The sequence below is a fragment of the Cytobacillus spartinae genome, assembly GCF_042865285.1.
Classification (GTDB): domain Bacteria; phylum Bacillota; class Bacilli; order Bacillales; family Cytobacillaceae; genus Robertmurraya_A; species Robertmurraya_A spartinae.
Window position 1 is genome coordinate 199,680 of the sequence record NZ_JBIACK010000004.1, and the last position, 23,740, is coordinate 223,419.

Annotated in this window: 42 protein-coding genes; 18 read left to right on the forward strand and 24 right to left on the reverse strand. The window is 43.1% G+C overall.

Going from position 1 to position 23,740, the window contains the following annotated elements:
* Window positions 1–49 precede the first annotated feature (49 nt).
* The 13 genes from ACFYKX_RS11290 (at window position 50) to ACFYKX_RS11350 (ending at window position 6,216) form a co-directional block, all read left to right on the forward strand.
* On the forward strand, window positions 50–268 hold the full coding sequence (locus ACFYKX_RS11290) for a hypothetical protein (protein WP_389361070.1): 219 nt from the start codon (window positions 50–52) through the stop codon (window positions 266–268).
* A gap of 36 nt (window positions 269–304) precedes the next feature.
* The gene (locus ACFYKX_RS11295) at window positions 305–622 is read left to right on the forward strand and encodes a hypothetical protein (protein WP_389361071.1); all 318 of its coding nucleotides are present in this window, start codon (window positions 305–307) and stop codon (window positions 620–622) included.
* Window positions 623–666: 44 nt separating this feature from the next.
* Window positions 667–921, forward strand: a complete 255-nt coding sequence (locus ACFYKX_RS11300; RefSeq protein ID WP_389361073.1) for a hypothetical protein — start codon at window positions 667–669, stop codon at window positions 919–921.
* A gap of 19 nt (window positions 922–940) precedes the next feature.
* A complete protein-coding gene (locus ACFYKX_RS11305; RefSeq protein WP_389361075.1) occupies window positions 941–1,189 on the forward strand; it encodes a hypothetical protein in 249 nt (82 codons plus the stop codon).
* On the forward strand, window positions 1,186–1,641 hold the full coding sequence (locus tag ACFYKX_RS11310; protein WP_389361077.1) for a hypothetical protein: 456 nt from the start codon (window positions 1,186–1,188) through the stop codon (window positions 1,639–1,641). The genes ACFYKX_RS11305 and ACFYKX_RS11310 overlap by 4 nt, the downstream gene beginning before the upstream one ends.
* Window positions 1,642–1,825: 184 nt before the next feature.
* Entirely contained in the window at window positions 1,826–2,077 is a 252-nt protein-coding gene (locus ACFYKX_RS11315) for a hypothetical protein (protein WP_389361079.1), read from the forward strand.
* Window positions 2,078–2,194: 117 nt separating this feature from the next.
* Window positions 2,195–2,848: a hypothetical protein gene (locus ACFYKX_RS11320; protein ID WP_389361081.1), complete on the forward strand. Its 654-nt coding sequence runs from the start codon at window positions 2,195–2,197 to the stop codon at window positions 2,846–2,848.
* Window positions 2,849–2,996: 148 nt separating this feature from the next.
* Window positions 2,997–3,536, forward strand: coding sequence for a hypothetical protein (locus ACFYKX_RS11325; RefSeq protein WP_389361083.1), 540 nt, complete (start codon window positions 2,997–2,999; stop codon window positions 3,534–3,536).
* 84 nt (window positions 3,537–3,620) lie between these two features.
* Complete coding sequence (locus tag ACFYKX_RS11330) at window positions 3,621–4,196, forward strand: hypothetical protein (protein ID WP_389361085.1); 576 nt, start codon at window positions 3,621–3,623, stop codon at window positions 4,194–4,196.
* 44 nt (window positions 4,197–4,240) lie between these two features.
* Entirely contained in the window at window positions 4,241–4,543 is a 303-nt protein-coding gene (locus ACFYKX_RS11335; protein WP_389361087.1) for a hypothetical protein, read from the forward strand.
* A complete protein-coding gene (locus ACFYKX_RS11340; RefSeq protein ID WP_389361089.1) occupies window positions 4,530–5,444 on the forward strand; it encodes an SLOG family protein in 915 nt (304 codons plus the stop codon). Before ACFYKX_RS11335 ends, ACFYKX_RS11340 begins: the two co-directional genes overlap by 14 nt.
* A gap of 198 nt (window positions 5,445–5,642) precedes the next feature.
* On the forward strand, window positions 5,643–5,936 hold the full coding sequence (locus ACFYKX_RS11345; RefSeq protein WP_389361091.1) for a hypothetical protein: 294 nt from the start codon (window positions 5,643–5,645) through the stop codon (window positions 5,934–5,936).
* A gap of 70 nt (window positions 5,937–6,006) precedes the next feature.
* The gene (locus ACFYKX_RS11350; RefSeq protein ID WP_389361093.1) at window positions 6,007–6,216 is read left to right on the forward strand and encodes a hypothetical protein; all 210 of its coding nucleotides are present in this window, start codon (window positions 6,007–6,009) and stop codon (window positions 6,214–6,216) included.
* Between the two features lie 516 nt (window positions 6,217–6,732).
* Here ACFYKX_RS11350 and ACFYKX_RS11355 read toward each other — a convergent pair.
* Complete coding sequence (locus ACFYKX_RS11355; RefSeq protein WP_389361095.1) at window positions 6,733–7,878, reverse strand: hypothetical protein; 1,146 nt, start codon at window positions 7,876–7,878, stop codon at window positions 6,733–6,735.
* Between the two features lie 986 nt (window positions 7,879–8,864).
* Between ACFYKX_RS11355 and ACFYKX_RS11360 the strand changes: the two genes are divergently transcribed.
* Window positions 8,865–9,191 carry a hypothetical protein gene (locus ACFYKX_RS11360; protein ID WP_389361096.1) on the forward strand — a complete coding sequence of 109 codons (327 nt, stop codon included), beginning with the start codon at window positions 8,865–8,867 and terminating at the stop codon, window positions 9,189–9,191.
* A 219-nt stretch (window positions 9,192–9,410) separates the two neighbouring features.
* Complete coding sequence (locus ACFYKX_RS11365) at window positions 9,411–9,695, forward strand: hypothetical protein (RefSeq protein ID WP_389361098.1); 285 nt, start codon at window positions 9,411–9,413, stop codon at window positions 9,693–9,695.
* A 480-nt stretch (window positions 9,696–10,175) separates the two neighbouring features.
* Here ACFYKX_RS11365 and ACFYKX_RS11370 read toward each other — a convergent pair whose 3' ends face one another.
* The gene (locus ACFYKX_RS11370; RefSeq protein ID WP_389361100.1) at window positions 10,176–10,649 is read right to left on the reverse strand and encodes a YkyB family protein; all 474 of its coding nucleotides are present in this window, start codon (window positions 10,647–10,649) and stop codon (window positions 10,176–10,178) included.
* Between the two features lie 169 nt (window positions 10,650–10,818).
* Here ACFYKX_RS11370 and ACFYKX_RS11375 point away from each other — a divergent pair, with 169 nt between their 5' ends.
* Window positions 10,819–11,385, forward strand: coding sequence for a guanylate kinase (locus tag ACFYKX_RS11375; protein ID WP_389361102.1), 567 nt, complete (start codon window positions 10,819–10,821; stop codon window positions 11,383–11,385).
* Window positions 11,386–11,582: 197 nt separating this feature from the next.
* A complete protein-coding gene (locus ACFYKX_RS11380) occupies window positions 11,583–12,290 on the forward strand; it encodes a hypothetical protein (protein WP_389361104.1) in 708 nt (235 codons plus the stop codon).
* A gap of 132 nt (window positions 12,291–12,422) precedes the next feature.
* On the opposite strand, the gene ACFYKX_RS11385 is transcribed toward ACFYKX_RS11380, so the two are convergent.
* Genes ACFYKX_RS11385 through ACFYKX_RS11395 form a run of 3 tightly spaced genes read right to left on the reverse strand, consistent with a single transcriptional unit; the run spans window position 12,423 to window position 13,883 of the window.
* Complete coding sequence (locus ACFYKX_RS11385) at window positions 12,423–12,803, reverse strand: hypothetical protein (protein ID WP_389361106.1); 381 nt, start codon at window positions 12,801–12,803, stop codon at window positions 12,423–12,425.
* Window positions 12,797–13,462, reverse strand: a complete 666-nt coding sequence (locus tag ACFYKX_RS11390; RefSeq protein ID WP_389361108.1) for a hypothetical protein — start codon at window positions 13,460–13,462, stop codon at window positions 12,797–12,799. Before ACFYKX_RS11390 ends, ACFYKX_RS11385 begins: the two co-directional genes overlap by 7 nt.
* A 13-nt stretch (window positions 13,463–13,475) precedes the next feature.
* The gene (locus ACFYKX_RS11395) at window positions 13,476–13,883 is read right to left on the reverse strand and encodes an LPD28 domain-containing protein (RefSeq protein ID WP_389361198.1); all 408 of its coding nucleotides are present in this window, start codon (window positions 13,881–13,883) and stop codon (window positions 13,476–13,478) included.
* A 162-nt stretch (window positions 13,884–14,045) separates the two neighbouring features.
* Here ACFYKX_RS11395 and ACFYKX_RS11400 point away from each other — a divergent pair, with 162 nt between their 5' ends.
* The gene (locus ACFYKX_RS11400) at window positions 14,046–14,210 is read left to right on the forward strand and encodes a hypothetical protein (RefSeq protein ID WP_389361110.1); all 165 of its coding nucleotides are present in this window, start codon (window positions 14,046–14,048) and stop codon (window positions 14,208–14,210) included.
* Between the two features lie 74 nt (window positions 14,211–14,284).
* Here ACFYKX_RS11400 and ACFYKX_RS11405 read toward each other — a convergent pair whose 3' ends face one another.
* The 19 genes from ACFYKX_RS11405 to ACFYKX_RS11495 form a co-directional block, all read right to left on the reverse strand.
* Complete coding sequence (locus ACFYKX_RS11405; RefSeq protein WP_389361111.1) at window positions 14,285–14,743, reverse strand: hypothetical protein; 459 nt, start codon at window positions 14,741–14,743, stop codon at window positions 14,285–14,287.
* A gap of 48 nt (window positions 14,744–14,791) precedes the next feature.
* Window positions 14,792–15,232, reverse strand: coding sequence for a hypothetical protein (locus ACFYKX_RS11410; RefSeq protein WP_389361113.1), 441 nt, complete (start codon window positions 15,230–15,232; stop codon window positions 14,792–14,794).
* 9 nt (window positions 15,233–15,241) lie between these two features.
* Entirely contained in the window at window positions 15,242–15,442 is a 201-nt protein-coding gene (locus ACFYKX_RS11415; protein ID WP_389361115.1) for a hypothetical protein, read from the reverse strand.
* Window positions 15,443–15,452: 10 nt separating this feature from the next.
* Entirely contained in the window at window positions 15,453–16,001 is a 549-nt protein-coding gene (locus tag ACFYKX_RS11420; RefSeq protein ID WP_389361117.1) for a hypothetical protein, read from the reverse strand.
* A 2-nt stretch (window positions 16,002–16,003) separates the two neighbouring features.
* Window positions 16,004–16,144 carry a hypothetical protein gene (locus tag ACFYKX_RS11425; RefSeq protein ID WP_389361119.1) on the reverse strand — a complete coding sequence of 47 codons (141 nt, stop codon included), beginning with the start codon at window positions 16,142–16,144 and terminating at the stop codon, window positions 16,004–16,006.
* Entirely contained in the window at window positions 16,144–16,719 is a 576-nt protein-coding gene (locus ACFYKX_RS11430; RefSeq protein WP_389361120.1) for a hypothetical protein, read from the reverse strand. The genes ACFYKX_RS11425 and ACFYKX_RS11430 overlap by 1 nt, the downstream gene beginning before the upstream one ends.
* Window positions 16,716–17,156 carry a hypothetical protein gene (locus ACFYKX_RS11435; RefSeq protein WP_389361121.1) on the reverse strand — a complete coding sequence of 147 codons (441 nt, stop codon included), beginning with the start codon at window positions 17,154–17,156 and terminating at the stop codon, window positions 16,716–16,718. Before ACFYKX_RS11435 ends, ACFYKX_RS11430 begins: the two co-directional genes overlap by 4 nt.
* Window positions 17,157–17,179: 23 nt before the next feature.
* Complete coding sequence (locus ACFYKX_RS11440; protein WP_389361123.1) at window positions 17,180–17,908, reverse strand: hypothetical protein; 729 nt, start codon at window positions 17,906–17,908, stop codon at window positions 17,180–17,182.
* Complete coding sequence (locus ACFYKX_RS11445) at window positions 17,905–18,051, reverse strand: hypothetical protein (RefSeq protein ID WP_389361125.1); 147 nt, start codon at window positions 18,049–18,051, stop codon at window positions 17,905–17,907. Before ACFYKX_RS11445 ends, ACFYKX_RS11440 begins: the two co-directional genes overlap by 4 nt.
* A 628-nt stretch (window positions 18,052–18,679) precedes the next feature.
* Window positions 18,680–19,054, reverse strand: coding sequence for a hypothetical protein (locus ACFYKX_RS11450; RefSeq protein WP_389361127.1), 375 nt, complete (start codon window positions 19,052–19,054; stop codon window positions 18,680–18,682).
* Window positions 19,055–19,062: 8 nt separating this feature from the next.
* On the reverse strand, window positions 19,063–19,398 hold the full coding sequence (locus ACFYKX_RS11455; protein ID WP_389361129.1) for a beta barrel domain-containing protein: 336 nt from the start codon (window positions 19,396–19,398) through the stop codon (window positions 19,063–19,065).
* Between the two features lie 80 nt (window positions 19,399–19,478).
* Window positions 19,479–19,907 carry a hypothetical protein gene (locus ACFYKX_RS11460; protein WP_389361131.1) on the reverse strand — a complete coding sequence of 143 codons (429 nt, stop codon included), beginning with the start codon at window positions 19,905–19,907 and terminating at the stop codon, window positions 19,479–19,481.
* A 251-nt stretch (window positions 19,908–20,158) separates the two neighbouring features.
* Entirely contained in the window at window positions 20,159–20,593 is a 435-nt protein-coding gene (locus ACFYKX_RS11465) for a hypothetical protein (protein WP_389361133.1), read from the reverse strand.
* 181 nt (window positions 20,594–20,774) lie between these two features.
* Complete coding sequence (locus ACFYKX_RS11470; RefSeq protein WP_389361135.1) at window positions 20,775–20,963, reverse strand: hypothetical protein; 189 nt, start codon at window positions 20,961–20,963, stop codon at window positions 20,775–20,777.
* The gene (locus tag ACFYKX_RS11475) at window positions 20,960–21,397 is read right to left on the reverse strand and encodes a hypothetical protein (RefSeq protein ID WP_389361137.1); all 438 of its coding nucleotides are present in this window, start codon (window positions 21,395–21,397) and stop codon (window positions 20,960–20,962) included. Before ACFYKX_RS11475 ends, ACFYKX_RS11470 begins: the two co-directional genes overlap by 4 nt.
* A 484-nt stretch (window positions 21,398–21,881) precedes the next feature.
* Window positions 21,882–22,499, reverse strand: coding sequence for a hypothetical protein (locus ACFYKX_RS11480; protein ID WP_389361139.1), 618 nt, complete (start codon window positions 22,497–22,499; stop codon window positions 21,882–21,884).
* Window positions 22,493–23,002 carry a hypothetical protein gene (locus ACFYKX_RS11485; protein ID WP_389361141.1) on the reverse strand — a complete coding sequence of 170 codons (510 nt, stop codon included), beginning with the start codon at window positions 23,000–23,002 and terminating at the stop codon, window positions 22,493–22,495. The genes ACFYKX_RS11480 and ACFYKX_RS11485 overlap by 7 nt, the downstream gene beginning before the upstream one ends.
* A 24-nt stretch (window positions 23,003–23,026) precedes the next feature.
* Window positions 23,027–23,203 (reverse strand): hypothetical protein, encoded by a 177-nt coding sequence (locus ACFYKX_RS11490; RefSeq protein ID WP_389361143.1) that lies wholly within the window; start codon window positions 23,201–23,203, stop codon window positions 23,027–23,029.
* A 31-nt stretch (window positions 23,204–23,234) separates the two neighbouring features.
* Entirely contained in the window at window positions 23,235–23,705 is a 471-nt protein-coding gene (locus tag ACFYKX_RS11495; protein WP_389361145.1) for a hypothetical protein, read from the reverse strand.
* Window positions 23,706–23,740 lie beyond the last annotated feature (35 nt).

Here is a 23,740-nt window from a genome sequence, read left to right on the forward strand (position 1 = left end):
TGAATTCCATTTGGATTTCAGACGAATCTACTTCAGGAAGGTGAATAGGATGGCCAGCAAACCCAAATCAAGAACGTTCATCGTGCTTCGTCGCGGAAGAAGAAACGGTCGTTGCATGGGAATGGGGCGATTCAAGGTCGGAGCTCGACATGCAAAAGAAGCGATCCAATTGGTGCAAGGGGTTGTCGGAAAACATACGAAACTACGAGTCTACTATGAAGACCCCACCAAATTCATGCCTCACGGAATTGTCATACGAGAATGTTAATAAGACTCCCAAACCATATTTGAAAGGATGAATCTAATGAGCAATCAAAATACAAAACCAGCAATTGAAGTGAACGTGGGAGGTCTGAAGTGTGACGCTCCTGGTTGTGATTTCATCGACATGTCTATCAAAGTCGAAGACTATGAGCAATGGGTTAATGCTCCATGTCCGAAATGTGGAGGCAATCTCTTAACCGAAGCGGATTTCCGCAACGTGAAGTTCCTTCTCAAGATGGCGGAGATGGCCAACAAGATTCTTCCTCCAAGAACACAAGATCCAGAAGCCACCATGTCGGTCAAGATGAATGGAACCGGTGAGATGGAGTTTGACATCAAGGAATATACCAAACACTAATAATCTGAAATTCTTCGAAATTCAGACTTTAAGGAGGCTAAAAGATGAATCTAACCAATTTTAAACGTTTCCGAATCAATGATACTCATACGTTTGTCGATGTCGAGGCTTGTGGGGGTCACTCCTCTTACGGACTCAAGTTGGTTGCCTATGATTTTGCGAATGAACGAGTAGAAATTCGCAGGAAAGACAAACAAACAGCCATGTTTGTGCTCAAGTATGAAGATACCGAGATTCCGGACTATTGGAAGGATGCGGAGATCATCTTTACGACCGCTCCTCAACCACAAAATCCATAAGAATGAAGGGGGAATCTTAATGAGTATCAAAACCATTGAAGAGTATTTGGTTAAAGCAGGAATCAAAGCAGACGACACATTCTCGAAAGAGGTAGCCATTCGAATCGTTAATGAACATGTGCTTCCCATTTACAAAGGGAGAGTAAACTTAACCGAAGAAAAAGACTCTTTTACGGGCTATGAGATTGCGGGCAAACTTCATACAATTCATCGTGTTTTTGTCGAGGAGTTTGAAAAAGCCATCGAAGAAGAGGAGGAGCTGGCATGATTGATCCTCTCTTTGATTCTTACTTCCAGTATCAAATGAATGGTGGAACCAAGTCCTTAAAAGAATTTGGACTACCAAAATCAGCAAGGAAAAAGTATTCATACCTAAAGAGCCGTTCTTACATCAAAGAGCATTTTGACCTCAAAAATAGTCTCATTGGAGGCTATCCAAAAGGCATTACGCTCTTACAATGGGTGGCTCCAAGAAATGTCCTATTTGCGGTTAAACATGTCATGAAACAGGAGCATGAACATCTTGTTCACATGATCCAAACGGATCCAAAGCCGATTCCAACTAGCACCCTTGAATACTTGCTGCACCAAAAACTGCTCATGCACGTGCTGAAAGATGAACTCTCTCCAAAAGAAATCCAACGCATTGAACGGTTCTTAAAAAAACAAATCCAAAAAACCTTAGAACAGATTCCTTCAGAGAAAATAGCCACCTCCTAGAATCCTTGAACAAGAGAGTTTCTCTTGTTCTTATCTCCTTTTATGCTTGAATTCCTATTTACAAATAGATCGTCTCCTCCCTCCTGAAATCCCACCAAGATTTTAGGAATTTATAGTAGCAATTTGAATTCCGCTTACGGAATTCAGACAACCAGCTGCTACCTTACCATTAGGAGGAGATTATATGTTTGTAAAAAAAGAAGAAATCCTTAGAAGTGACTTTTTTAATCGTTTTGACTACAAGATTGTTTTTGTGAAAACAAGATCGTGGTTTAAAACGCAATTCGAGGTTCAGATTCAACGACTGGATGGCACCATCCTTCGGTCGATTCGTGGAACTCATCATGAAGTCGCTCAAATGCTTAAAGGTTTTGTCAAGATTGGCAAAGGCTATGGGATTACTCTTCATCGGGAATTCGAGATGTTCGCTCGATGAGATTGGTATGGAGTGTTTTTTGACTCCTCCCCTTATCCGTTTCACCCCCTTCCTTTCATGAGAATATGTGATATAATCATGAATAAGGGAATGTTTTATAAAAAGGAGGTTTTACTCATGATTTCCATGGAAGAATTTCATATGCAACTAAATACCTTGCCATACGGAATGGGCTTAATTCAACGTCATTACGGGGAATTAGAAGGCGTAAGAGGGGTGTTAGAACCCGGAGAACTCATTCTGTCGGTTGTAGGCGCTCATTTTTCTCCTCAAGGGTTAAATGGATTGTTAACCGCTACCTCAAAACAAGTGCTCTTCACGTGGCTCATTCCAGGCGCTTCCCCGTCGCACATTTACTTTCCGTATGCGAATATTTCTCAATTTTCCTATCCGCCACAAGGAAACATGGCGACTCTATCACTGTTTGGGCAAACCTTTGACTTTCAGACCGACTACATTGGTCATTTCGCTGGAGCAGTCGAATCCCGTCTTCCAAACCGAAACCCTTCATCCTCTTTCTCTAATCCATCGCCACAAAATCAAGGCTCTCACGAATTTGACCCGCATGTAGGGCCTCCACTGGATCCGTACCAAGACTTACAGGGAACGACGTTCAACTCCTTTGACATTGAAGCAGATCGTTCCATCTCCATGCCTTCCATGAAAGGAATGGGAACCGGAGCCAAACGATTCCTCAACATTTTGTTACCCATTTTGGCAGTACTCACTCTCCTTGGAAGTCTTTTCTTTGTCGACTGGACGAGCCTTTAATCGAAACCCTGTTAGACTCTGAACCCTTGAAATTCAAGGGTTTTTCTTTGTTTATTGAACTACGGAACTTGATATGAATAACGGTATTATGTTATAATAAAGAGGTACTAAGCAAGTCACTAAATGAGAAAATGAAGGAGTGTTGTGTATGTCAAATGCAGCTCAAAATCAAAATGTGGTTCAACGTAAACAAATCTTCGTGGTGAAAACAAACAAAAACGTATTCGAAGCGTTAGATGGGTTAAACGCAGAAAACGAAAAGTTTAACAAGATTCAATTGAACCTTGTCAACCATGAAGTGAATCCATCGGTTTTTGTTAGCCATAGCATTAATCCGGATGTGCTGCAGGTGTTAGCCTTTGAAATTCTGAACGGTTCGTTTACCGGTTTTGCAGAATACAAAGGGTCAGCGAACTCCAAGCGTGCAGATGGTAAACCAGAAGCACGTACGCTGAAAATCTCCAAGCGTCAACCTTCTAAGCCTGGTGAAGTCGTCAAGTATCCATTTGCGATTACGATTGAGACAGGAGAAGGGCAAGTGATTGGAGAAGGAGCGGTTAAAATGGTGAAGAAGGAGCAAAGCGTGAATATGTTGCTTTCTGAAATGGACATGAAGCGTTTTGCGGTGAGGGTTAGTAAGTTCATCGACAACTTCAACTACTTCCACCAAACGAAAAACTACAAATAAGTCATCACAGCCCCGCCAACAACGGGGCTTTTCGTCTATCTATTTGGAATCTAACGAATGTTGAATTAAGGGAGGAACCCAATCATGACTCAAACCCTATACCGCTCACCGCTTGATTACATGGCAACTGTTTCAGGAAAGCAAATCTATCCGCTTAACGCAAGACCCGAAGAAGTGGATGTTCAAGATATGATTCATGCCACGAGTCTCTTGTGTCGGTACGGAGGACATACGAAGTTTTTCTACTCCGTTGCTCACCATAGCCTATTGGTTGCTCGTTACCTAAAGGAAAAAGGAGCGAGTGCCTTGGTGCAGTTTTACGGATTGTGGCACGACGGAACCGAAGCCTATTTTGTGGACCTTCCAAGACCCGTGAAGCGTCACATGAAAAAATATCGAACCCACGAAAACAATCTTCACCCTATCATTTGGGAAGCCCTTGGCGTAAGACCGCCCACGAAAGAAGAATGGGCACTCGTCAAAGAAGCCGATAACGCGGTGCTCTATTACGAAGCGAAATTTGTGCAGCCCAAAGCCGTGTGGTGGAGAGAGGAACATGTAGACCTTGGATACAAAATCCAAGAAGAGCTGCCGAGTGTCATTCGTCGACAGTTTGAAATCGCTCACTCGAATTTGTTACGAGAACTAGAGGGAGTGTAGACCTTTTTAAGTTTCTTACAATCCTACTAAAGGAGTGAAGAATCATGACAAAGAAAGAGAAAAAGTATCAGTACCGAAAAGAACCGAGAAGCCTCTCGAGACGAAAAGCCCTTTGTGACATCTGGGGGCTGTTCCTCTCTACCAATCCTCCTTCCGTAAAAGAACAAGCACAAGCCGATTTTCGTGCCTATGCGGAACATCAAACCGCACATCGTCGAAAAGTGAAACCCGCTTACCTCTGGATTCAAGACTATCTTTCCATTAAGATCGTGCAGGAAAACGGAAAACCCGTTTTAAAAGTCACGTACATTCTAAATCAAGGGGGAGAGGCAAGTGAAAGTGCCTAATGGGGTAATAAAAGAACCAAAAGTGGTGCATTGCAAGGAAGAACCGTTCGACGTCTATATCGGAAGAGGAAATGGCTCCATTTGGGGCAATCCGTTTAGTCATAAAGAGGGAACCAAGGCAGCACATAAAACAAAAACCGCCGAGGAAGCGGTACAGAAGTATGAGGAATGGTTGTTAAAACAATCGCACCTTCTTGAAAAACTTCCAGAATTAAAAGGAAAAGTGTTAGCCTGTTGGTGTAAATCAAAGAGACAACCTGACGCTCCGTGTCACGGGGATGTGCTCTTGAAGTATAGCAACGACCCTACCTTACTCCCGAAACCTACTATGGTTTCTTCTTCTGCATCCGTTTCATCAAATCGGCATATTCTTACCTTTGTTCCCTTTCCCATCGATAATGCGGTTTGTTTTACGGGGCATAGACCAAATAAACTTGGTGGATACAACGAATTCAATCCCATTGCTCGATATGTCATGCAAGAACTGTTGAGAGAAATCGAATTTCTCATTGAAGAAGGGAAGTCGGTGTTCATCTCTGGCATGGCTCTTGGGGTGGATATGTGGGCAGCAGAAGCGGTATTAAACCTAAGAAAGAAGTATCCTCACATTAAACTGATCGCGGCTGTTCCCTTTGAAGGCCAAGAGAAAAAGTGGCCACTCTCTTCTCAAGAAAGATGGCGACGTATCGTAGTCGAAGCAAACCAAGTCGTGCAAGTCAATGAACCTGGCTATGCGGGTTGGAAAATGCAATCACGTAACGAGTGGATGGTCGATCACGCTTCTGTCGTGGTCGCCGTTTGGAATGGAACTTCCGGAGGAACAGGCAATTGTGTGCGTTACGCCGAATCCGCCATTCATCAACCGATTGTCGTACGAATTGACCCAAATCAAGCAATATAACCTGAAGAACACCTGATTCAAGGTGTTCTTTTTTATGAATGTCGGTATGTGTTCACAAAGTTCACAATGTCGAAAAATATTAGGTGAAAAATCGGACCATTTCTCACTGTTTTTGGCACCTACTTACATATCTCTATGGGCGCCTATTCCGAGTACCCCTCAAGGATGGGTGTATCAAAAAATATGGAGGAAAAACCAATGAACAAAAATACCGTGTATCAAGGAAAGTTAGAACTTCAACAAAACACCCACAGACGCTATTTGGAGATTTTGAAGTCGTTCGTGGAAACGGAGGAGAACCAAGAATACTTCCAGAAGCATGGTTTAATCTCCTTTGAGATCATCGACGTAGGTGATTATTTCTTTTACCGAATTGAGGAAGAGCATTCGTTTTGGCTCCACCGCTTTGAACGAATCATCGTTGATGTGTTTCCCGAGCTATTGAGTTGCTGCAAACGAAAAGGAAAGCGTTGGAAGTTGCTAAAACTGTAGGCTTCCAGAATAGGCGGTATGTTTCGGAACCTCTCCTCATATATCAGGTAAAAAGAGAGGGGGACCTGATATGAAAAGATCCAAACGGTTTTCGTTTCCCATGCAAGATTTTCGGACTTGGCGAGATTTAGGTGACAAAGCGAATGAGGAGGAAGAAATGAAATCTTGTGAACGTTGTGGCACCATGCTACCTCTTTACCAGATGAATTCCTTTGAAGTGTCTATGTTTGAGCAAAAACTCTTATGTGAGTCTTGTGCTTCTCACGAAGATTCTGTATAACCCTTCTTTTTACTACCGAATGAAAAAGGGGTTATTTTCTTTCATCTTTTTTTTGACGTAATCTTCATCAATGAAACTCACGTAACCATCCAAAGTAAAATTTGCATGAATGGTTAAAGATAAGAAGAAACAAAGATTTAAACATAAGCCCCTTCTAAAAAAGGCGTTCTCATCCTATATGGCTCAAGGGGAAGACGGGGGTTTAGGAGAAGGTCACAATCCCATTATCCACAGAAACAAGAGGAAGACAAACCCAATAAATCTAGCCAGTGGAGAACAAACCCAAAAGAGAAGGGAACTAACCCAATTGTGCTTTAAACAGAAGGCATTTAACCCAAGACCACAGGATTTTTAACCCAAAAAGAGAGCAAAAAAAGAACCATCCTCTTCACGGAGGGTGGTTTTTTGGAAAATAGGTTGGATTTTTCTTCAGAGAATTTCTAAAAAGAGAAAAGAAGAAGAACGGAATAAACGGGAAATAGCCCTGCTCTTTTGATTTTTTCAAAAAAGCAAGGCTTAGTTGAATCCAGGTGCTTTTACCTTCGTGCCCGTGGCTTCATATTCTGCTGTACGCCCGTTTCCTAACAGAGCATGTTCTTCTTTCGTGAAACCAGCGTTATGATCATAACGCTCCCGAAACGCTTTTCGGAAATAGTTCCCAATGGTTCGCACGTGAAATATGCCGCCAGAACGGGTTACTTTATGGATTCGCTCGTTAATCTCATCTAATGTACGAATAAAGAAATCTTTGATGATGCGATCTCGTTCCAGATACGAACCATCTTCGCTCTTGGCTCGGGTCATATGTTTCATGACTTCTTGTTTAAAGGAAACCATTACCTGTTTCACATCAACCGGGCGATATTTCATGTTGGAATAATCCAAAAAGTGAACCAGCTCTTCATGTAACTTTTGCTGAAGAGGGGAGAGTTCGAATTCATCCGTGTTTTCTTTGACACAATCGTACTTGAGGGTAAACTTGATTTTCTTTACCCACAATTGAAGGCCTCTTGTATGAACGTGAAGAAACTCCACTCCAAAAAAGGATTCAAAGTATGTCAACACCGCACGAACATCTACGGCTTTTTTACGAAGCATCTGCTTTAGGGTGTTCATGTTGAATTCGGTGTCCATTGCATCGACTTGCTTCCTTGTTTTACAATCTTTGATTTTGACACGGAATTGGTTTAACAGATTAAACAGGAGTTCAATCATGGTTGGATTTGAGGTGCGAACGGCTTCGGCTAAAAAGTCGGTCTCAAACAACGTATAAGGCACACGGAAATAGTTTGGGTTTTCTTTGGTTCGTTCGGGTGTGTCATACTTCTCCCAATCGGTGATCCGAAATACTCGATTTCTCCCATGAGGATTCTCCATCTCTTCGATAAACTGGTGGTCCATGAGCCACTCCAAACCAGCATGAAGGGAGTCATACTTCACTCCGCTCTTACTCTCCCAATCAGTTAGGCGGTATTCTTTCACAATGCCTTTTGGATTGTTTTCTTTTGAACGTTGAAATAGTATGGTTAAAAAAGTGGCATAAGCCGTGGAGGTGATTTGGATCCCACAGTTCTTTTTTACGGCCTCAAACTTTTCTTTTAACCCTTGAGGGAATTTATACCCATTGATTTTAAAGTTTTGTAGTTTCCTTGATTTAGCCATTCTGTTCGCACCTCCTTTCGAGGAAAATCTTTGTGCTGATATGGACACGTGAGTCACGATTGTGCTACAATAGGTTAAGAATTCAAAAAGGTATGGAGGCATAGAGGTATCCTCCCAAGACACCTTTCTTTTTTTTGAAAAGTGTCGGGCTTACGGTGTAACGTATGATGTTTTTGAATGATGTTTTTGAATGATGTTTTTGATTCTATAACCTAACCATTTTGATACGCAGCGCCAACTGCGTGTCCCACAAGACTCCGCCGCCAAACGGAGTTTTTTTCTTGCCCATTAAAGAAGAGAAAATAAAAAACGCATCCCTCATCCATGACGACTCATCTAATGATCCCGAGAAGGAATCAAAAAGAAGGGTTGGAAAGGTATGCGTTGTACGTTTGAATTCTATGTATCACAAAAACTCTCAAAACTTGAGAGGATAAGGGGTTGGCAAAGAAACGCCAATTCTCCTGAAATGTACACAAAAAACGAATATAGCAGTACCTTAACTTTAGGATCTTCCAACATTGATTCTTCTTAAGAGTCTTTTTTGTTTCTAACATTGAAAGACAGGGCAATCTTTCCATGTTTACTAGGGCACTTTCAGTATAAGACAAAATTCTGACCTTTTCAACAATCTTTTTTTGTGAACGAGTTGAGAAGATTGGTTAACGTTCACAAAATACCCACAATTTAGGGAACATGCGGGATGTGGAAGTTTGGGAAAAAGAGAGTGAAATTCTGCTTGATTTTTCGCAGCGTGTCCATTAAGATAGGATTATATACATGATAAAACACGAGATAGCAACCTGCTTCCTGTGGTTTTTCATGAGAGTCAAAGGGCAGAAGAGCCGCTCCGGGTTTCCTGGGGCGGTTTTTCATTTTTTCGGCACAAAAGGGTGCTTCTTTTTTTGTTCTAACCTCTGAACAACGTGATTTTTAGCGAATAAAATGGTATGATTAAGGAAGAATCCCCGAAAGGAGCCTTTCCTATGAATCTATTTTCTGTTTGCCCTCCTCAAATTCACGACTATCTTCTTCAAGAAATGAACACCCAAGTACCCTTTAAAGATCCGGAAGCATTAGTCGAACTCGTCGAATACCAAGTGATATTGCCGATCCTAGCCTATCAAAAAGGGACACGTGCCTATGGTCTTACCTTCTTTGAACGAGAGTTTCGAGTGTGTTTGGTTGATGTCGTAGCAGAAGGAAAAGTCGAAGAGAAGATTCTTGAAACCTTCAAACTCACGCAAGTAGAAGAAGCGCGAGACTTTTTGGTCTCCTATCTGAAGGACGTTGTGAAAGAAAAGGCGGTGTAACCCTCATGTATTCCCCTTTTGAACCAAGTTTCCCGAACACCTCTTCATTCCCTAGCCATTTCTCCCCTCCAGAAGAACATGAATACTCCCTAAAACTTACCTTGATATGGGAAGCCGTGGATGTCGGTTTAGGTTTTTTCATGCTAGGACTCATTGGCTGGATCATCCGAGCTATGTATCTTGCCTGTGTCGAAATCTTGCTGTGAAGGAGTGTAAAAGATGACAGAAGAACAAACCAAAGTAGAAGAAGAATTCTTTGATAACAGCACTCCTTACAAACGACTGTCTCACATGACAAGAACCCGAAACCCCGATGACTCGAGACGACTTCAAGCCTTAACCACCCTCCGAGAAATGCAGGAAGAAGACATGAAATTGTTTGAGTTTAATGAAGAGCATTCCCGTCTTCTTAAACAACGACGCTTTCTTCGTGTGTTCATCCGTTGCCTTTGGTTTTTCATTGCTATTGACCTTGCCTACGGGTTGTGGGTGACGTTCCGATGATGTTTTACCAAAAGCGAGAAAAGTTGAAAAAACTTCGGATCTGGGTGAGAGCTCTGACTTTCACGACTTGGGCATGGTGTCTCTTGTGGGTAGGGCTTTCCCTTGTCACCTTCTTTGAACATCCCCTCATGTTTTTCCTGCTTAATACAGGCATGTTTCTCATGACATGGGCGGTGTACCACCGACTCATGCTCATCCTTTTGTCTAAACAACAATCCATCCTCTCTGTCGAAAACCCCCATAAGGAGGAATCCCCGTGAAACGCCAAAGCATGTTCCTTGTCCTCGCGTTGTTTTGTTTGCTCACCCTTGTTGGGTGTAGTGAAAGCAAGTACGAAGCACCTGCTCCTGATCACACGGAGCCGGTATACATTTAACCCCCAAAAAAAAGCCTGTCTCATGAGAGAACAGGCTTTTTGGTGGTAGCAAGAATCTGAAATCTGTTAACAAGAATTCAGATATAAACCCTCATAATGGTCATTTAAGCAAGGTTGGAATAGACAGAAAAACGCATGGTGTTGTCCACTCGACGTTTGCTAGGCGGGGGAGTTAATGGTTTTCTCACAGAAGATACGGCTGGTTCTTCTGGTGGCTGGAAACCGCTTAAGATGTTCTTCGCTTCTCTTAGGCTCATGTACACTTTCGGATTTCGAAACTCCCCGTCGCGTGCTCCTAAGTGAGGAAGGGTTTCTTTATCCTCTTTGGTTGGCGGTTGGTGAAAGAAGTAGTCTCCAATTTGGATGAGGGTATCACTACGTTGCTGGGCAGTCTTTGGATTGGGAGAGAAGTGTAACCCAACTTTCTTGGCTTTTCCTTCTTTCAGTAATTGGGCAATCGCATGGCGCTTCATTTCATACAATTTGCGTGGGTCTGGAGCGGCTTTCGCATTGCGGTTCACGATATAGAGGGCTTGGGCGACTTGTTCGGTACTCGGGGTGGTTTGAATCAAAGTCATAGTAATCATCCTTTTTTTAAAGTATTGGTATACAGGCTGTATACCCGTTTTTATTGACTATAAACATCGGAATAATAAAAAAATAAAAATATTTTTTATGAATAAAGGAATGTTTGATATAATGAAAGAAGTACCGATTCACCTATAAGACATTGAAGGAGGCACAACCATGGGCAAAGTTGTCGTATTAACAGGACCCTCAACGAGTGGGAAATCTTCCATTTTGACACGGCTTGGATTAAAGTCAATTGTCACGTCCACGACTCGAACCATGCGACCAGGAGAGCAGCAAGGAATTGACTATCACTTTCATACCCTTGAAGAGTTTGATGATCTGGTGGAGCAAGGTGAAATGCCAGAACGGACCGTGTATGCGGGCGTGAAATATGGCATCTTAAAACGAGTACTGGATGTCGTGAAAGAGGATAAAGAGGACTATGCTGTCATCTTGGATGTAGTCGGGCTAGAATTTTTGCGTGACTATCTTGGAAAAGACCGTGTGCTAGGGTTGTTTGTTGGGGTATCTCCAGCCACCATCGAAAAACGGCTAGAAGAAAGAGGTACAGCACGAGAAGAAAGACAGCGACGAATCAAACAAGCAGCGGAAAAAGAATTGTCTCTTTCGTATCGAGCTCATTGTGACGTAGAAGTGTGGAACGAACATCGTTCCTTAGAAGAAACGACCGATGACATAAGAGGGTTGATACGGAACCATGGATTTGTGTTACCGGAATGAGGGTCTTCCTCATTTCTTATGGGATTCTTCGACGGAATTATTGAATCTTCCTCTTTTTTTATCAACATTTCCTCTCCCTACCCTTATTATATCACGTTGTTCTAAAAATATACCGATATGTGGCTAACAATTACTTCCATTATTCGACTAAAACCAAATTTTATCAAATGGATGTTAGAAAAGGAGCGTGAAGTGACATGTTTTGGCGCATATGGATGCTGGGTTGGCTTGGCTTGTGGGGATGGATAGGGTTTGATGTTTCCTTGTTTCGTTTAGGCGTATCCCATCATCTCCATCTCTCCATCCCGTTGTTTGCATGGTGGAGTTGGTATGGAATCGCAGTAGGGAAACGAAAATCCTCTTGGCTGCTCATTAGTTGGGGCATGCTGGGAGCGTTCTTAGGATGGTGGATTCATCAATCTTCATCGGGGTGGCTACCCGATTGGGTGGTCGTCATGGTACCGGAATCCAGCACCTCTTTTCAGGAGCGGATGCTGGAACAATGGATCCTCGCGATCCTCCCTCTGTTGTGGGTAGGGTTTCTTTGGAGAATCAAGCCAAGGCCGTTGCTGCCGTGCTTCTATGCAGGAGGAGCGGGAGCGGGAACCTTTCTATTTGAGTGCATGTCTTTACCCATTCTTTTAGGAGTGGTAGTAGGCGGGGCGTTGAGCATTTTCATGCATGAAGCCATCCGGTTAAAGTGGCTTCACATTCGAAGCGAGGCGAAAGGATTGTTCCCTAAAGCCTCCGTGATCTCTTCTTTTCCTTCTTCTCCTTCTTCTCATCCGAAAGGAATCCATCATCACTCTCCCCATCATGCTCTTACCATGCACCACTATCCAGTGGTTCCGGTCTTTTTTGTATGGGAGGAAACACCTCCGCCTCCACCGGGGGATTCCTTGTGACCCATTCTTTTTACCCGAGAGGTGACCCATGTTTTTAAGGAGCATCTTCTTACCCGAAACATGTTGGTCAGAAGGGTGATCACAAAGAGCAAAAAAGAGGAGCCTCTAAAGGCTCCTTTTCTCTGAAAAAATTTATAGTGGGGGATGTTCTTGAGTTTCTTCCCTCTTTCGCTTCCAGATGAAAAACCCGAAATGAGCGGCAACCGATAGTCCAAATGCCACCAACATGAGAACCAGAAAAAATAGTACTCGAACCACAAACATCCACTCTTCTGCAAAGGAGAAGATGCTTTTGATGGCAAAATACAAGAGGGATTGTGACAACAGGCTAGTAGCGAATAGGAAACCAGGGGAGGTGACTTCGTCTTCAAACATCTGAACGTGAAGTTTGGCTCCACCGTAAACAAAAAAGAGAAACAAAAGAATGGGAATGAGGGCAAGTCCGATTTCACCAATCCGAACGAGAACGTCTACCACCTGTTCTCCAACCAATTCTTCTAAACCTTCTAACATGGGGTGATCCTCCTTTCGTTTGATGAAAACAACTGGCTGATGTAGGACGAAAACGATGAGGGTTCAATCGGAACCCCATTTGTCAAACACCAGTCAGCAAACTGTACAAACAAGATTTCTTCTTCTAAGCCGGAGTTTTTTGCAAAATGCAGCAGAACCCGGCTTTTCTTTTGTTCCAATCGTTGATGATGATGGAACAGGGAAAGACTTGAGACATAGCCTCTTTTGTGGTCCTTTGACACATCTTTTGGGGTGCGAGGGTGTGCAAAACACCAAAATACCCACTCCCGAAATTCATCAAGGGTCATGTTTAGACTATCGGCTAAAAAGGTGACCACATGCTCAAACACCTCTTGATAGGCAAGGGATTGTTTTTGAATCCAAAGGTAAGGGTTTTGGTCTTGTTTGGAGGCATTTAAAGAAGGATGAAGGGGGAACACGTTGCCGACAAACGTTCCGGCATGGTACAGGGATTCGGGGACAAAATGGTCCATGGAGATGTCATACGTTCCGGTAAACGGGCATCGACCCCCAAAATGGTTGAGGATGTCTTCCCATTCGGCAACATGTAAATTTCCTTCAAGTCCTTTTGCTTGAGATTGTTTGTTATGAGAGGTCACACGTTGAATTTCAAGAGGGGAAAGAGTAAGTGAGGGCATGAAATACCTCCATTTAGGAGCACGTTGCAAGTAAAGCGGCTTCTTCAGAGGATAGAATGTCTTCGAGGATTTCTAAGCGTTCCGAGCTGATGATGGTTCCGAAGAAATTACTGGTCACACTTTCAGCAATCCGAACGGGAATATCTGGGTGATCTTCATGTTGCAGTTCATAGTAAAAGCGAAACGGACTTCGTTTTTCGGGGCGAATTCTTGCTTCCATGAAGACGACTTGTTCTCCACGAAATAGGATGTTGGCGGTACGGATTAGGTACGAAAACTTGTTTTCCACGTTTTCCGTATAGGACTTCACCGCCTGTACCAATACTTCACTTTCGGTCGTTCCATCGAGGGCTATGGCTTTGGTTAACCGGTCTTTTAATGATTCCGTGACACGTGCTCGAACCGTTGCGTTTTTGGCCATTCGACCCACTCCTTTCATTGGTCTAGTACCTCCATTGTAGCACAGAAGAGATACATTTTCAATGAATAACGGAATAAAATAAACTTGAAAGAGGGGAGAAAGGAGCGCTACGCTTACCCCAAGAACGATATTTTTTTCACGATGATTTAGGGGGAGTATACGATGAGAACATTAGTGGCGAAGAAGGAAGTAGTAGTACCTGTTGAATTGGAGCATGATCCTGCACTAGAAGCGAAATTCATTCGTTTTGCAGAGCGTGTCACCAAAGTGTTTTTTGTGGGAGCGATTGTGTGTGCCGTTCCTGTTTTTGTGTCCATTTTGTTCTAGTAATCCGAATTTCGTAAGAATTTCGGACTAAAACCAATTAGAGCATAATCCAAGAAGCCACATGGGCTTCCTGGTTATCGAATTTCTACGTTTTTGTTCGTTAAGTAATTGAAACTGTTTAACCAGTGCTGCGTATCGGTTTTCGGGTAACAAAGGGTTACACGAAAGGTGATATGGTTTTCTGTAGAAGAAATGTGCTGAAGGTAGTGCGTTCCCTCAAATTCAGGTGCCCAGCTCATCACGACCGTACGGAACCGATTGCGACCGCCTTTAGCAATCTGCGGAATGAGCCCATCCAACGCATCTCGATTCTTTAAACAATGGCCAATCAGTTTCTTCTTAAAGTGATCAAACATCTCGGTGTTTTTGACGTATTGCCACAACACTTCTTTTCTCACATCGAGGTTCGTTTTCGCACTTACTTCCCACGTAATGCCATCGATGATGTCGTTTCCTTTTGCATCTGGATGAGAAGAGATAGACTCTTTCACGTGTAAATCCGATAGTGTTAATGGTAGTTGAATCGTCATCATGATTACTCCCCCTGTTCATCGGTTAAGATTCCTGCTTCATCGTGCAGACTAACTTCCTACCTTGATATTCTTTTTCTTCAGGCTTAATCCTTGAATGAGTTCAAAGATGTCTTCTTTGGTGTTAAGCGGTTGTTTTACATAGAGAAGGGCATAGATCGTTTTGCCTTCAGCAAACACACGACACTCCCCGTGAACCGGGCGTTTATCATATCGATTAAACAAATCCGAGTCGTCTTTGATCTCGCTGATCGGAATGATCCATTCATCTTCTGGAAGGTTTGATAGCATCTCTTTAAAGGTGTGCTTGATGTCCTCTAATAGATTCGTCTCCTTGAGCAGTAGGTGAAGATAGGAGTGACTCATCCGGCGATTCGCTTGGAAGTTGAGTTTGATTCGAACTTCACTCGTATCCATTTTGTTAATGGTATTGTTTCTGGAGCGCGTGTATCCTTCTACAAACGATAGGTGAAAAGGAATGGTATAGTTCATGATTTCCTCCTAGAGAACTGTAATGGCTTTGATTTGTTCAAACGCAAACAAGTATTGGCTACGAATGACTTTCGGCTGCAGAATCAGAATGCCAAATTCCGTCTTTTGATAGCATCCTTTATAGGAGCGACCATCAGTTAACGTGACCAAGAGGTGTGATTCGTGAGGTGTAAGAGTTTGGGTAAGAGAGAGAATGTCTTCTGGTTTCATGGTTTGCCTCCTATTTATCGAGATGAACGATTGCATCAACAGGCGGGAAGATTCTCATATAGTCTAGTAGGGTTTCAGTTAGTTCCACTTCCCACACATCTTTGAAATCCTGGTAGGGCTTTGCTTGAATCATCTGAGGTTCTAAGAAAGTTAGAAAGGCCTTGCTTTCTCCTTTTTTTAGGTAAACCGCATAGGGTTTCTTTTTGCCTGTGTGGCGACGAATGAGTTCTTTTGCTCGGGCAAAATCCGTATTCTGAAGGGTGAGTTCTGTAACTTTTTCGTAGGTTTTGGATTTCTCCGGTTCTTCTTGACTTTCAGCCAATTGTAGAAGGTTCGAAATGTCTTGCTGGTAGTCAAGGAGAAACAAGTCAAGAATTTTCATCGCTAACACGGGAACAGAAGAAAAGGTGATGTCTTCGCCCTTTAAGAAAGCCACAGCCTCTTTGCATTCGTTGATTTCTTTTTCACGATACTCCTTGTTCACCACATCCGGGTAAAACGTAATGAAGTGGTGAGAGAATTTGGCATAGGACTGAAGCGATACAATGGCTTTTTCCATGCTTACACACCTTCCTTATCGAATGATTTTTGATCCCTTTCAAGCCACCCTCTAAAAGCGATGGCTTTTTCAAACAACCAAATGAAAACGAGGAGAAGAGACCCTAAGCCAGCAGCAAGAGCAAGAAGGAAGAGGAGGGTCATTATTCCGAATTCCCCTTGGAATTTCGGACAGATGACTCCTCTAACCGAAACGGGTAAATCGATTGACTTACGGCGAACTGGATTTGAGCAAGGGAGAATGATTTCCGATTCATTTCCTCGTACCATTCTGGAAAATTCAGTTTTAAGGCTGTCGTCAACATGCTGCTCCAATCGGTTGATGGATACTTCCATTTCTCGTCTGTCGGGGCATTCTCCAGATACTTGAACATTTTTAGTTGCCAACTGTGAAGTCTGTTTGCACAATTGGCGACATGCAGCGCATGAATCCCTGCTTTGTTTTGAAGCAGATCGTCACGAGTCGTCTGAAACACCAACGGTTCAGGAGAGAAGGAAGTCAGGTATGAAAGTTGTTCAAGCCAAGGAATGGTTGTGTCATCGGTGGTTTTCACCAGCAACGTAAAACGAGATTCATCTTCCTGTTTGTAATTGAGATCCATCATACCGGCAATTCCTTGTTTGTGATGGTCCTCAAAGAACGTGAAGCGTTCACTTTTTGGAACCAGCACCGTAATGAGTGTAAATGAAATAGTAGAATTTGAGATTGCAGTTGTCATTGGATTTCCCCCTTAGAAATTTCTTTGTCCCGATAGAAGTCGTTCTCCACTAAATCTCGGTAATACGCCACGCATTTGATTTTCTTGTCTGCCATTCTAAAAAGACTGGTTCGATGTTCACCTTTCGGGAATCTCTTGCTGTAGCCTTTAAGATTCGTACCGAGTACATGGATGATGTTTAACACTTCAAGGATGTCTTCATTGGTAGGTTTCGTAGGAGTTTCTCTGGAGTCATGGTTCATATACGGGTAATTGAATAGAGTTAGCCAAGTCACGGTGTTGTAGATACGAGTGAAGGATGGAATATCAAGTTCATGTGGACCAAACCAAACGGTGTTTTCTTCGATGGGTCTTCCTATTTCCTTCCGATAGTCAATGAGGTGCTGAGAGTCTCTACAACTCATGTAAAAATCCCAGATTTGATGTTTAAATCGCATGGAAATTCCCCCTTAATAGGCTATTAGACACCTTGTTCCTGATTTTGAATTTCACTCATTTTGTTTTTGATTCGGTCATAGACCGTATTTAAGATGAGTCGGTCAAAGAGCCCATTGGCGCGACCCGTGTAATCGAATTGCTTCATCTTCTTATCATAGAGAAGGCGAGCCGTACGATTGCCTCGGTTGCGGAAGTACAAACGACCAGAAGTTTCTTTGACGATGATGAACCCAAGAGCGGAGAGGGCTTTACGCACCAGTTCTGTTTGCTCGGTATCATCCTGGAGACGGTTATGGCATTTGGGTTGCCGTTTTGAGAACACCTTGTCCACGGCTTCCTCAAACGAAAAAGACTCCTTCATGATTTCCAACCATTCTTCATGGTGGATGAGGAAGTTAAAACGATCTGCTTTTTTGGCAGGAGTCCCATTGATGATGACCAAATGATGTTTCTCATGATTTTCAATGTACTGCCCACATACACGGCAAGCGTGGGTTTTTGCCGGGTGCTTCTTCCAGTGATGAGAACCGGTTCCCATATCTCGAGCCATCAGCACTTCACGAGCTCTCCAGCCATCCCAAACGGTTGCGTCTGGAAAATACACAGAAACTTCGTCATAGCCAACAAAGCCGGTTTTCCCATCTACAAACGTGACGGATAGCGGTTTTGGGGTGGAAGACGAACGCCCGTCAATCGTTTGAATGCATTTCCCGATATGTTCTCCCGTGTACACAATCAATTGATAGTTCATTCTTGTTCCTCCTGTTCTGATTCCGATTTCTCTAGTCCGAAGATAGAGAATTCGGATGATTGATCCCATGCTTCTTTTTGCAAGAAATGAAGAGACTTTAATAGGGATTGACAATGAGATTGCCACATTGGTCGAGTGCCCATGGTGTATCCCACCTTAAACAATAGGAGCTGGATGGCGTCCATGCGTTTACGAGGAGGGAGTGTACGCAAGTGGTTCACGAACTTGTGCGTATCGAGTCGTGGAGTGGATTCAAACCAAAGAGTCTTATTTCCCTAGAATAGGGAAATAAGATTGATGTTGCTTTCACTTGTGAGGGTGGAAACGGGTAGTGAGGGTACGGAAATGGTCATGATTTTTCCCCTTTCAATCTGAAATCAAGTTCAGAAGCCTTTTTCTTCGTATACACAAAATGTAGATACATGTATTATACCACGAATATAGGAATGATAAAAGAACATAAGGTAATAACGGTGAACATAAAAAAACACCCTCCATTCATCCGAATCTGTTGTACAGAATTGGATTGGAAGGTGTTCGGTATGTAAGAAGTTGGATAACTTTTGACCGTTCCGTTCGGTACGGGTACTCACTTATCCTCCGATGATCTTGCCGAATCTCGATACGGGTCAATCAATCGTATGGTTATTGTACTAGAAGTGTAGGTAGTCGTTCAAGAGAGTTGAGCGTAAAAAGAGGAATAACAAGAAAGGAAAACCCCTTTCTTGTAATGCTAGAGGGTGCTAGTAGATTGATAGCAAGTGCTATCTTTTAATCTAGTACCACTTTCGCAAACTCTGAAACATGTTTCACGTAAGGAAGAGAGGCTAAAAACGAAATGTCCAGCTCCGGAGAGACCAGCACTTTTACGCCGTCAAAGGCTCCCATTTGGACTCGTTTATGAGGCAATCCTTTTCCTTGCAGCAACTCAGAGAAGGTTCGAAGGTAGGTCATATCAATCGTGATTTTTAAGCGGATGGTATCAACAGGAATCTGGATGAACTCGACTTGCTCCTCATAGTAGGCGTTTCCTTCCCCAGTTGGGAGTTGAACTTCTACCGGATAGGAGACAGCAGGGCGTCTTGATTTGACCAACGCAATTTTTCCTTGATAGTCTCCAGTTAAGATTTTTACGTATCGTTCCATAGTACCTCCTAGTTATCTCGTTTGATTTGTAAGATTTCGAGGATTTGACGACTTTGCTCGACTGTCATCTTCTTAATGGCGGTTTCAATGCTCCAGCGATTTCGCATGAGTTCTTCTTCATCCAAAATCTCTTGCTTGGAGAAATACAGTTTCCATTCTGGAACGTATTCACTCTTTTCATCTAGCGTGTCTCGATGATATTGCTTGACGTTAGAACCAAACCGAACAGTGACGTATTTACGCCCGATTTTCTCCACAACGCCTTCCGCAATCTCTTTGTCCCATCTCGCCCGATTTTCCACGGGTTTCCCATATAGGGTTTGACCGATTTGTAATGGTTGCATCGAAATTTCCTCCTTCAAGTACATCGTTCTCGTTTAATATTAGAATTCTTCAATAGTCGTTACAGACATCTTCAACCCTCCTACCAGTCATGATCGCCAGCCAATTCATCCATGATGTCCTCATGCAGTTCATCGGCTTTTTCTTGCTGAATATCTTTTTCGTAGGATTTGGAGATTACGATTTTGACGGTTTGAATCAAGGAAGCCAAATCTTCTGCTTGAAAGGTATTGTTGTTTACCTTTTCCTCTAAAGAAGTGAGTTGAACGATGAGATGGTCATGTTCTTCCTTGTAGGATTGGCATTGATTAAGATTCGATAGGTTCATATTTTCGACTCCCTTTAATGGATTGGTAAACACATCATCACCAGCTATCGCATATTTGTAGTGATGGTTGGTCAAGGTTTGAGCCAATTCGTTTCTGATTTTTCTTTCTTCTGTGATTTGTTCAAACACACCTTCACTTTTCATGAGCACACTCACCAAAAGATCTAAACGCTGTGATTTCACGGAAAAACCCCCTTATCGAATTCTGGTTTTTGCCCAGCGACGAAACGTAGATTCTTGACAGACACGGGCGTATTGATACATGGCATGTTCCTCAGAAAATGCTTGTTTTCCGTCATGAAGAAGAACGTAAGAAATGAGGTCTTCCCGCTCCTTTGAGCGTTCGCTGTAGTCGGTAGAAACTCGAATCACCAGTCGTTGTTTAGAGCCATCGGAATAGACGGCTCGGGTTTTTATCGGGTGAGGAAACATGATTATGCCTCTTTAGAAGCAAGACTCAATTCAGCTCGTTCTCGGATGGTGCGTTGGATATACATGTTCGTGGTGACGGCTACTTGGTCCGCATCGATTGGGTCATAGTCTCGGTAGACCTTGCTCAACAACTCAGAGAAGGCTTCCATCTCGTAGTTAAAGAAGAGGTTCACGAGACGAGATACTAGAATCTTGACTTCGAGTGGAGCGGGAGAGTCCGGTGCATCCTTGGTGCGAATGTCGGAAATATCCAGAAAGTAAGAGGAGGGAAGGTCCCGTAAGTCGCCTTCAATAGAGAGTTTCTTAACTCCATTCTCTTCCACAATTTCACCGTTCCAGGCTCCGTTACATACATAGAACGTCGTTCCCACATCTAGTGTGCTTACATCGATTCGAGTGCCGCCGTAAGGGCCTCTTTCCACATCTAATAGTTTCATAGGATTTCCCCCTTATGATTGGTAGAATGATTAAACCCAATATTTCTTCTGACAACGCATGCATGTACATTCGCCTTTAACCACATAGGCTCCATCAGGTAACTTATTGCTATGACCGAACAACCAGCACAACCAATTTTTCAATCAAATCACTCCTTATTAAAAGTAGAATGTAAGAGAGTTAATCACAATTTGCTAACGCCTTCTCCGCAAGTTTGATGACTTGTTGATGACCACTTTCAGAAAATCCGGTTTGTTTCGTATCAGCGATCTGCTGCAGGGCGGTTTTCAGGATGGAGATTTCTTCTTTTAAGTAACACGTCTCGCAACTACGCTTCAGAAACCCGTGTTCACAGATGGTAGAACTCATCGGGATTTCCCTCCCACCGTGACAAAGTCATCCATGGAAAACTCATTGATGATGGAAACCATTCCTGCTCGGTCTTCTTTGGCGTAACACAACTGGAAAGTTCGCTTTTGGTAGTCTACTCGTCTAGCAAACCCCACAAACTCGCCATTGGTCACGATTTGCCCTTCTCGGATGTCATGTTCTTTGCGGTAAGCATCCAGATGAATCGCAAGGAGAATATTGTTCTTATAGTGAGTGTTGTAGGTGTGGTAGATGGCTCGGACTTTTTGAAGGGTCTCGTCTTTGATCCAGTGCTTGTCTAACACTTTGTCAAATTTAGAGGTGACGAGCAATTGAACAATGGTGGATACATCGTAATGTTTCGCCTGTAAGTCTCTTGCCCACTGAAGAATCGTTTCTTGTTCATCGGTAATGATGGGTGCTTGCATGTTCATGAATATTCCCCCTAATGTTCTGAATTCCGTAAAACGGATTTCAGAGTTTGAATTAAAATCCTTCATTCATCGTGTCAAAAAACAAGTAGATACGTTTAGTATATCATGAATATAGGAATAAAATAAGAATAAATAAATAAAACAGAAAGAAAAAACTCTTCCTGTTTCAAGTCTTTATTTCAATCGAGCCGTTCCGTTAAAGCCTTTCTTTTTGAGGTCATCCATGTTGCCGTTGCTCCGGCATCCGCATCTCGAACACGTGAATGGATACTTGGGTCCTGAGAAAATCCACCCGCCGCTTCCGTGGTACACCCATTTGTGGCTGGTGGCTAAACAAATCGGGCGGAGTGGGAACTTCAACAGACTGACCACAAACGTCAAAATGGTTTCAAGGAGATTCGCAAACAAAAACAAGAGGGCGAGAAGAATCTCTCCACATCCTGCTAGCACTTTTCCTAATGGTCTCATATAGGGTCTCCTTTCTTTACACAATGTCTTCATACTTTGCTACCCATACAATTTTCTTTACTTCGATGGGCCAGACTTCACCCTTTTTTTCTCCCTCTAGGTGTTTGACGTTCAGGATGGGATGATTCGTATGTGCATAGGAGAGGGAACGATAGGCAGCAAGAATGTGTCTCTTCTCTTGGCTGTCTGTTTCATAGTAAACAACTAAAAGTTCGTTTCCTTGAAAATGGGGGTCAAGAAATAGGCTCTTGGCATCGTCTATACGTCGATTGAGTAAGGCTTGTTTTTGTTTCTCTTTTGGAGCACTGTTTTCATCTTCTTGCACAAGAAAATCCTCGAACCAAAAGAGAGGTACGTTCACAAATTGCGCTCCATGTTTATCTACGTACTCTTCCATCTCTTCCGGAAAAGGCTTAGTTCCTGGATGAGTTTGATAGGCTGTAAGGGTAAGAGTGTCGTGACGTGTATCCTGCGGGGATTGCCGAATTCCCACCACCGTTCCTCGAACTTCTCCAAACGGTTCACTGACAATCCTCACAAAATCCTTTCGTTTCACCAAACGTTCCTTTATGCCTAGTGGGTGATGAAACAAAAATCTACCCCAGACTCGATTCGTATGAACACTTGCTACCATTTGATCTCCACATGATCCGGGATGTCTGGCAAGGTGAGGGGAGAAAAATCCATGGATTGATAGAGTGGAAGTTGTGTTAACACACTCGTAAACCGGTCCACGACGGTGGGATTCGGTAGATAGTTTCCACAGGTGAGAATATGACTTTCGAAGTCTGGTTGGCGAAGAAACCGTGCGAGACAAATGCCTACGGCTGCCGAGCGGCTTACCCCAGCATGACAATGAATGACAAACGTATCAGCATCTTGATGGGTTTGGAAAAAGGTGAGCAAGGCTTGGGCATGAAAATCCTGAAACAGATTCACTTGAATGGGAAACATTCTGTCGGCATCGTCTTGGGTGAGGTCATGAAAGGCAAGGTGCAGGGTATCTGAGAAGCGGTCTTGATGAGGGTGAAGAGGGAAGTCATCGTTTGGATCCTTGACTCGGATGAGAACGGTTTTACCTTGAGCATCCGGCTGGTACCGGAGACAGGCATCTTGCGAAAAAATATGGACTTTCATGAGTCTCACGCTCCTTTTTGTTTTTTAGCAGGGTTTATCCATGACCGTGTGGGTTTTGCTATGACCCCAATCTTGTTGAGTAACCTTTAAGCGATTTCCCTTTAAAGCGAAGGTCACGATGTCTTCACGTCCTTCTGCTTTTGCTTCTTTGACGATGCGCTCTAATTGTTGGATGGTTAACGAGAATTGATTTTGTTTCACTTGGTTTCTCTCCTTTTAAGGGATTAACAGATTATTTAATACGATCCGTCACTTTCGCAATCCAGTAGAAGTTTCCATCTTGCTTGCTCCTCATGTCGATGACTAAGGAGTAAGCCTCTTTGAAGGATAGATTCTCTGCTAGTTGAATCACTTCTCCTGTTGAGGTTCTCATCGCTACATGCGTCTGATCTCTCTTGTTAGAACTCTTTTTATCCCGAATGGGAATTCCTTGCCTTCGGTACACGTCAATCGCAAAGGCTGGAGCATACTTCGGGGAACTCCATTTCACTTCATCGATGAAGGCGTTGTGACGCTCGGCAAAGTACAAAAAACCCATGCTATCCACATGGAAAATCGGAATCTCATCCGTTTTATGGGTATCGCAAGATTCATTAGGGCAGCCTGAGTACGGAACTCGTTGTAACATTCCGTTTTCACCCGTTCGATATTCCTCGATCCAGTGAAACAATCCGCACCCGCAGCAGAACAGTTCACGTTGCATGACTTTTCCTCCTTCCAATCTTGTTTCCTTTCAGA

Coding starts and splice junctions, on each gene's coding strand:
- ACFYKX_RS11450 (WP_389361127.1), bottom strand. CDS start 19,054: ATGGAACGATACGTAAAAATCTTAACTGGAGACTATCAAGGAAAAATT.
- ACFYKX_RS11335 (WP_389361087.1), top strand. CDS start 4,241: ATGACAAAGAAAGAGAAAAAGTATCAGTACCGAAAAGAACCGAGAAGC.
- ACFYKX_RS11455 (WP_389361129.1), bottom strand. CDS start 19,398: ATGCAACCATTACAAATCGGTCAAACCCTATATGGGAAACCCGTGGAA.
- ACFYKX_RS11360 (WP_389361096.1), top strand. CDS start 8,865: ATGAATCTATTTTCTGTTTGCCCTCCTCAAATTCACGACTATCTTCTT.
- ACFYKX_RS11385 (WP_389361106.1), bottom strand. CDS start 12,803: ATGTTAGAAGGTTTAGAAGAATTGGTTGGAGAACAGGTGGTAGACGTT.
- ACFYKX_RS11295 (WP_389361071.1), top strand. CDS start 305: ATGAGCAATCAAAATACAAAACCAGCAATTGAAGTGAACGTGGGAGGT.
- ACFYKX_RS11425 (WP_389361119.1), bottom strand. CDS start 16,144: ATGACCCTCCTCTTCCTTCTTGCTCTTGCTGCTGGCTTAGGGTCTCTT.
- ACFYKX_RS11420 (WP_389361117.1), bottom strand. CDS start 16,001: ATGGAAAAAGCCATTGTATCGCTTCAGTCCTATGCCAAATTCTCTCAC.
- ACFYKX_RS11290 (WP_389361070.1), top strand. CDS start 50: ATGGCCAGCAAACCCAAATCAAGAACGTTCATCGTGCTTCGTCGCGGA.
- ACFYKX_RS11445 (WP_389361125.1), bottom strand. CDS start 18,051: ATGGGCACTCGACCAATGTGGCAATCTCATTGTCAATCCCTATTAAAG.
- ACFYKX_RS11375 (WP_389361102.1), top strand. CDS start 10,819: ATGGGCAAAGTTGTCGTATTAACAGGACCCTCAACGAGTGGGAAATCT.
- ACFYKX_RS11440 (WP_389361123.1), bottom strand. CDS start 17,908: ATGAACTATCAATTGATTGTGTACACGGGAGAACATATCGGGAAATGC.
- ACFYKX_RS11310 (WP_389361077.1), top strand. CDS start 1,186: ATGATTGATCCTCTCTTTGATTCTTACTTCCAGTATCAAATGAATGGT.
- ACFYKX_RS11305 (WP_389361075.1), top strand. CDS start 941: ATGAGTATCAAAACCATTGAAGAGTATTTGGTTAAAGCAGGAATCAAA.
- ACFYKX_RS11465 (WP_389361133.1), bottom strand. CDS start 20,593: ATGAAACTATTAGATGTGGAAAGAGGCCCTTACGGCGGCACTCGAATC.
- ACFYKX_RS11495 (WP_389361145.1), bottom strand. CDS start 23,705: ATGCAACGTGAACTGTTCTGCTGCGGGTGCGGATTGTTTCACTGGATC.
- ACFYKX_RS11410 (WP_389361113.1), bottom strand. CDS start 15,232: ATGAACTATACCATTCCTTTTCACCTATCGTTTGTAGAAGGATACACG.
- ACFYKX_RS11350 (WP_389361093.1), top strand. CDS start 6,007: ATGAAAAGATCCAAACGGTTTTCGTTTCCCATGCAAGATTTTCGGACT.
- ACFYKX_RS11470 (WP_389361135.1), bottom strand. CDS start 20,963: ATGAGTTCTACCATCTGTGAACACGGGTTTCTGAAGCGTAGTTGCGAG.
- ACFYKX_RS11430 (WP_389361120.1), bottom strand. CDS start 16,719: ATGACAACTGCAATCTCAAATTCTACTATTTCATTTACACTCATTACG.
- ACFYKX_RS11485 (WP_389361141.1), bottom strand. CDS start 23,002: ATGAAAGTCCATATTTTTTCGCAAGATGCCTGTCTCCGGTACCAGCCG.
- ACFYKX_RS11435 (WP_389361121.1), bottom strand. CDS start 17,156: ATGCGATTTAAACATCAAATCTGGGATTTTTACATGAGTTGTAGAGAC.
- ACFYKX_RS11380 (WP_389361104.1), top strand. CDS start 11,583: ATGTTTTGGCGCATATGGATGCTGGGTTGGCTTGGCTTGTGGGGATGG.
- ACFYKX_RS11405 (WP_389361111.1), bottom strand. CDS start 14,743: ATGATGACGATTCAACTACCATTAACACTATCGGATTTACACGTGAAA.
- ACFYKX_RS11480 (WP_389361139.1), bottom strand. CDS start 22,499: ATGGTAGCAAGTGTTCATACGAATCGAGTCTGGGGTAGATTTTTGTTT.
- ACFYKX_RS11400 (WP_389361110.1), top strand. CDS start 14,046: ATGAGAACATTAGTGGCGAAGAAGGAAGTAGTAGTACCTGTTGAATTG.
- ACFYKX_RS11355 (WP_389361095.1), bottom strand. CDS start 7,878: ATGGCTAAATCAAGGAAACTACAAAACTTTAAAATCAATGGGTATAAA.
- ACFYKX_RS11365 (WP_389361098.1), top strand. CDS start 9,411: ATGACAGAAGAACAAACCAAAGTAGAAGAAGAATTCTTTGATAACAGC.
- ACFYKX_RS11320 (WP_389361081.1), top strand. CDS start 2,195: ATGATTTCCATGGAAGAATTTCATATGCAACTAAATACCTTGCCATAC.
- ACFYKX_RS11315 (WP_389361079.1), top strand. CDS start 1,826: ATGTTTGTAAAAAAAGAAGAAATCCTTAGAAGTGACTTTTTTAATCGT.
- ACFYKX_RS11390 (WP_389361108.1), bottom strand. CDS start 13,462: ATGCCCTCACTTACTCTTTCCCCTCTTGAAATTCAACGTGTGACCTCT.
- ACFYKX_RS11345 (WP_389361091.1), top strand. CDS start 5,643: ATGAACAAAAATACCGTGTATCAAGGAAAGTTAGAACTTCAACAAAAC.
- ACFYKX_RS11415 (WP_389361115.1), bottom strand. CDS start 15,442: ATGAAACCAGAAGACATTCTCTCTCTTACCCAAACTCTTACACCTCAC.
- ACFYKX_RS11475 (WP_389361137.1), bottom strand. CDS start 21,397: ATGAACATGCAAGCACCCATCATTACCGATGAACAAGAAACGATTCTT.
- ACFYKX_RS11395 (WP_389361198.1), bottom strand. CDS start 13,883: ATGGCCAAAAACGCAACGGTTCGAGCACGTGTCACGGAATCATTAAAA.
- ACFYKX_RS11330 (WP_389361085.1), top strand. CDS start 3,621: ATGACTCAAACCCTATACCGCTCACCGCTTGATTACATGGCAACTGTT.
- ACFYKX_RS11325 (WP_389361083.1), top strand. CDS start 2,997: ATGTCAAATGCAGCTCAAAATCAAAATGTGGTTCAACGTAAACAAATC.
- ACFYKX_RS11370 (WP_389361100.1), bottom strand. CDS start 10,649: ATGACTTTGATTCAAACCACCCCGAGTACCGAACAAGTCGCCCAAGCC.
- ACFYKX_RS11300 (WP_389361073.1), top strand. CDS start 667: ATGAATCTAACCAATTTTAAACGTTTCCGAATCAATGATACTCATACG.